Genomic DNA, 4,617 nt, shown 5'->3' on the forward strand with positions numbered 1-4,617 from the left:
CATTGATAAAATCAGCGTTAAGAATGACCGCAGTAAAATCCTTAGAAAAAATCGACTGTCTGAGCGCAGCGAGTTTCGAGTTTTTCTTGGATTTTCAAGTTCATTTAGCTGATTTTTCACAGCCTTGACCTTTTGGTTACTTTTCTGTCAAGAGAAAAGTGACGAACTCTTGAGAAATTCAGTAATTTTTCAATAATACAAAATAACCCAAATTAAATATCTACTCATAAATTTTACACTTAAAATTAAGAAAATTATTCCATTTATCTATAAAATAGTGTTACAATATGAGCAGAAACAGTATCTTAAAACGATCAAATCATATTCACGCTTCAATTTTCACTAATATTACTGCCTCCCGCAAAATGGGAAATAAACAACATAAAATTAAGGGGGAAAAATGGCCAATTACGTAGTGGATACTAATATCATAATTGCAAATCCATTTTTTTTAAGAGAATTTAATGAATGTACTATACTGATTCCTATTTATGTTTTAGAAGAACTAGATAAGCTCAAATCCAGAGAGGGAAACAGTGGTTTCAGAGCCAGGCAGTTTCTGAGAAATTTCAAAGATATAGAGGAAAAAGGAAGCCTTCTGCAGGGTATTGAGCTGAAAAACGGTGTCATTTTAAAAAGCACCCTCGAAAAACCAGCAGTGGAACTCCCGGAAAATTTTGATGTTAACTATGTAGACAACAAGATCCTTTCAATAATGCTGGCAGACGCCCACAGGGATGACATCCTCCTCACAAATGATGTCAGTATGAGAATAAAAGCATCTTCCATGGGGATAAAATGCAGGCATATGGATATGTCTGACAAACACAAACTAGACGATCTCTACAACGGAGTACTGGAAATAAAAGTCAGCGAAGAGAATGTAAAAAAATTCTATTCTGAAAACGGTATAGATCCAAAGGAACTTGGTATAGAGGTTATATATCCAAACCAGTTTTTCATGGGATATACCGATTATTCTTACAGCAAGATCATAGGACGATATGACTCTGAAAAAGAAAAAATAATAAAACTGCACAATGAAGATTACACAGTCTTTGGTGTAAAGGCGAAAGATGTAAGGCAGAAATTTGCACTAGAGGCTCTCTTGAACCCCAAAATACCCTTTGTATCCATCACATCAAGACAGGGATGCGGTAAAACACTCCTGGCCCTGGCTGCAGCCCTAGAACAGGTAATCGAGCAGAGCATCTACAGTAAGGTGATCATAGGGAAAAATACATCTCCCATAGATAAGTGGAATTATCAGGGATTCACAACTGGAGCCACCGAGGAAAAACTTCTGACTCATTTTGGAAACTATACCACAACACTGGAAAACCTCCAAAATATCCGTGGTAAAAAAAGCCGTAGCGGAGCAGACATGCTAAATGCCCTCATCAACCAGGAAAAACTTGAAATACTGGATATCTCCTCTATACTGGGATCCAGTTTCATCGATAAAATAGTCATAATAGATGAAGCCCAGTCCTTTGATGCCCACGCCATAAGGTCTATCATCACAAGAATAGGAGAAAACTGTAAGCTTATTCTCATAGGTGATATAGCCCAGCAGACCATCTCAAGGCTAGACCCTGACAAATCAGGACTTTACGTCGCTATAGAGTGGCTCAAAGAGATTCCAGAGACGGCTCATGTCACCCTGGACAGAGTCCACAGAAGCACCTTCGTAGACAAGGCCAGCCGTATATTTGACAAAAAAATGTTTGGATAATTTTTTTTAAAATGACGCCGCTGCTTGTACTCTAAATTCCTCCCTGACTATTGACTCTATAGTAAATATGTTATAATAAATTAGTACAGGGGGGAGATTAGTATGAAATATATTATTGTGACAAATAACAGCAAGGTGTATAATTTTTATAAAGAAACCGATGAAATTATCCATTTGAAAAACGGAAATTTTTCCGATGTTCTGACTCTTGTGAGGGAAAAAGTTCATGAGGGGCACATTCTTCTCTCTGATCCTATTTTTTCAAATATAGAGTGCTGTGAAAATCCGTTCAAATCAATAGCCATTTCAGAAGTTACCGATCCTGAAAACGAGGAGTCAGTAAAACTTATGGAGGGGGCCATGAAAGTTTCCAAGAAACTAATCTGTTCACAAAACTATAAATCTCTACCAGATGAAATATTAGAAGAATACCGTTTTATTGACCTCAACCTTATAAGAGACGGACTCAATGAGATCAAATAAGACCGACAGAACATAAACTGAGACATCAACTCTCAAATGTTGCATTAATATTGGCTTCTGCATTTTCAAGCAAGAGAGTGCAGAAGCCATTTTCAGAAAGGATTGTGATGAATGGAAAGAAATAACTACTACCAGAGAGCCTTTGAGAAGGTAGAATTCAAATTTATACCGGTATATTATTTAAAAACCGGGAAAATATACGGCTACAAAATTATTAAAGATTTCTCAAAATTGGGGTTTGAAGACAAAAACGAGATGTATGAGATGGTCTCAGAGGAAAATTATTTTGAATTTTTCCTCTTAAAAATAAAGGAAAAAGCCATGAAACTGGCCAAAGAAAAGGGCTATCTCAATAAAAAACTTTTTTATACTCTGAGGGTAAATTATATAAAAGACAGTGAATTCCTATTTGCAAGTATAGAAACAATGCTGAAAAAATACAGTCTAAACAAAGAGAATATATGTTTTGAATTAAAGGGCTTTAAGTCATGGAATGATGTGGAGGAGCTCTTGGAATACCGGGATGAAGGATACGATCTTTTATTCAAGGAGACAGCGGATACTCCTATAAGTAATAGCCTCATATCATATTCCGAGCCTGATATGGTTGAAATAATGGATCTCCAGGAAAAAGATCTGATAAAATCCGTAAAAAAATACGGGGGGAAAATAATATATAAGCTTCCAAATGACGACCCCTATGAAAAAAAAGAACTTCTGAAACTTGGTATAGATTTTATATATAAAAAATAAAACGGGCAGAACTAATATAAATAGTAACGGGTGGAGTGGATTTGAAATTTTCAGATCCATTTTTTTGTTACAATAATTTTGTAGTTGACTATAACACCTATATATTGTAGTATATTGTACAGGCTTTTTTTAGATCAATATTTGTTTCAGATGAAGGTAAAAAACCTTTTTCAGAAGAAGATATCAGTGATCTTTTTGCCTTAAAATCAAAACAGTGAGGTGACGACGAATATGAAGATGAACTTTCAGACCTTTCCGGTCCTAAAGACAGAAAGGCTGACACTGAGAAACTTCCGCAGGAAAGATATAGAAAATATCTATAAGATCAGAACCTGCAAAGATGTAATGAAATATATGGATGCCCACAAAATGGAATCTCTGGAAGAAGCAGAACGTTTTTTAAACTATACTCTGAAAACTCACAGAGAAGGACAGGCCATAAACTGGATAATAACTCTAAAGGGATCTGATGATATGATTGGATATGTGGGGTTTTGGAGAGTAGACAAAAGCCATTACAGAAGTGAGATAGGATATGCCCTGAATAAAAAATTTTGGAACATGGGAATAATGAGTGAGGCCATAAAGGAATCTTTGAAATATGGCTTTGAAAACATGGGATTGAACAGTATAGAGGCCAACGTAAATCCTATAAACACAGCTTCCCTAAAGCTTCTTGAAAAATGCGGTTTCAAAAAAGAAGGGTATTTTAGAGAAAATTATTATTTTGACGGTAAATTTATAGACACCGTCACTTTTTCCATGATAAAAAAAGACTATCATTTAAGATCCATTATTTCCTCTGAAAAAGATATTCCAAAAGATAAATTTATAAATAAACTACCGGTAGGCAGCAGAAATTTACCTTAAATAATTTAATCTCAGAATTTATGTAAAAAAGCTCACAGATATATCTGTGAGCTTTTCTTTATATTTCACTATGGAAAGTTCTGCTTATCACTTCTTTTTGCTGCTCTCTGCTGAGAGAATTGAAGTTTACCGCATATCCTGAGACACGTATAGTTAGGTTCGGGTATTTTTTAGGATGAAGCATTGCGTCTTCCAGCTTTTCCTTGTCCAGTACGTTCACATTTAGATGGTGGGCATTTTGAGAAAAATAACCGTCTAGTATGGATGTGAGAATCGTCTTTCTGTCTTCCTCTGTTTTTCCCAGGGTCTTTGGCGGGATACTGAATGTACAGGATATACCGTCACGACACGCATCATAGGGAATCTTTGCCACAGAAGTGAGAGAAGCCAGAGCTCCCTTTTTCTCCCTGTTGTGCATAGGGTTGGCTCCCGGTGCGAAAGGCTCCCCTTTTTTTCTTCCGTCTGGGGTAGAGCCTGTTTTCTTCCCGTAAACTACGTTGGAAGTTATTGTCAGTATAGAAAGAGTATGCACCGCACCTCTATAAGTATCGTGCTTTTTCAGGTCCTCTATAAAATCTTCAGTAAGCTCTGCAGCTATGAAGTCCACTCTGTCGTCATTGTTTCCGAATTTCGGGAAATCTCCCTCTACATTAAAGTCTGTGATTATTCCCCTGTGATCTTTTACAGGAGTTACCTTGGCATATTTTATGGCGCTTAAAGAATCTGCCACCACTGATAAACCAGCCATTCCAAAGGCCATAGACCTTTCTACCAGG

At 36.5% G+C, this 4,617-nt stretch carries 5 protein-coding genes; 4 read left to right on the forward strand and 1 reads right to left on the reverse strand.

Features of this window, described 5'->3' with window-relative positions; translation table 11 throughout:
• The first annotated feature begins 400 nt into the window (after window positions 1-400).
• The 4 genes from ABZA26_RS08295 (at window position 401) to ABZA26_RS08310 (ending at window position 3,841) form a co-directional block, all read left to right on the forward strand.
• On the forward strand, window positions 401-1,735 hold the full coding sequence (locus ABZA26_RS08295; RefSeq protein WP_372714058.1) for a PhoH family protein: 1,335 nt from the start codon (window positions 401-403) through the stop codon (window positions 1,733-1,735).
• A 102-nt stretch (window positions 1,736-1,837) separates the two neighbouring features.
• Window positions 1,838-2,218 (forward strand): GrdX family protein, encoded by a 381-nt coding sequence (locus tag ABZA26_RS08300; protein WP_372714059.1) that lies wholly within the window; start codon window positions 1,838-1,840, stop codon window positions 2,216-2,218.
• A 111-nt stretch (window positions 2,219-2,329) separates the two neighbouring features.
• Window positions 2,330-2,971 (forward strand): hypothetical protein, encoded by a 642-nt coding sequence (locus ABZA26_RS08305; protein ID WP_372714060.1) that lies wholly within the window; start codon window positions 2,330-2,332, stop codon window positions 2,969-2,971.
• A gap of 231 nt (window positions 2,972-3,202) precedes the next feature.
• Window positions 3,203-3,841: a GNAT family N-acetyltransferase gene (locus ABZA26_RS08310; RefSeq protein ID WP_372714061.1), complete on the forward strand. Its 639-nt coding sequence runs from the start codon at window positions 3,203-3,205 to the stop codon at window positions 3,839-3,841.
• 58 nt (window positions 3,842-3,899) lie between these two features.
• Here the strand turns inward: ABZA26_RS08310 and ABZA26_RS08315 are convergent.
• Window positions 3,900-4,617, reverse strand: a 718-nt coding sequence (locus tag ABZA26_RS08315; protein ID WP_372714062.1) for a glycine radical domain-containing protein, incomplete at its 5' end; no start/stop codon positions are given.

The sequence above is a fragment of the Ilyobacter sp. genome (genome assembly GCF_041583315.1).
Classification (GTDB): domain Bacteria; phylum Fusobacteriota; class Fusobacteriia; order Fusobacteriales; family Fusobacteriaceae; genus Ilyobacter.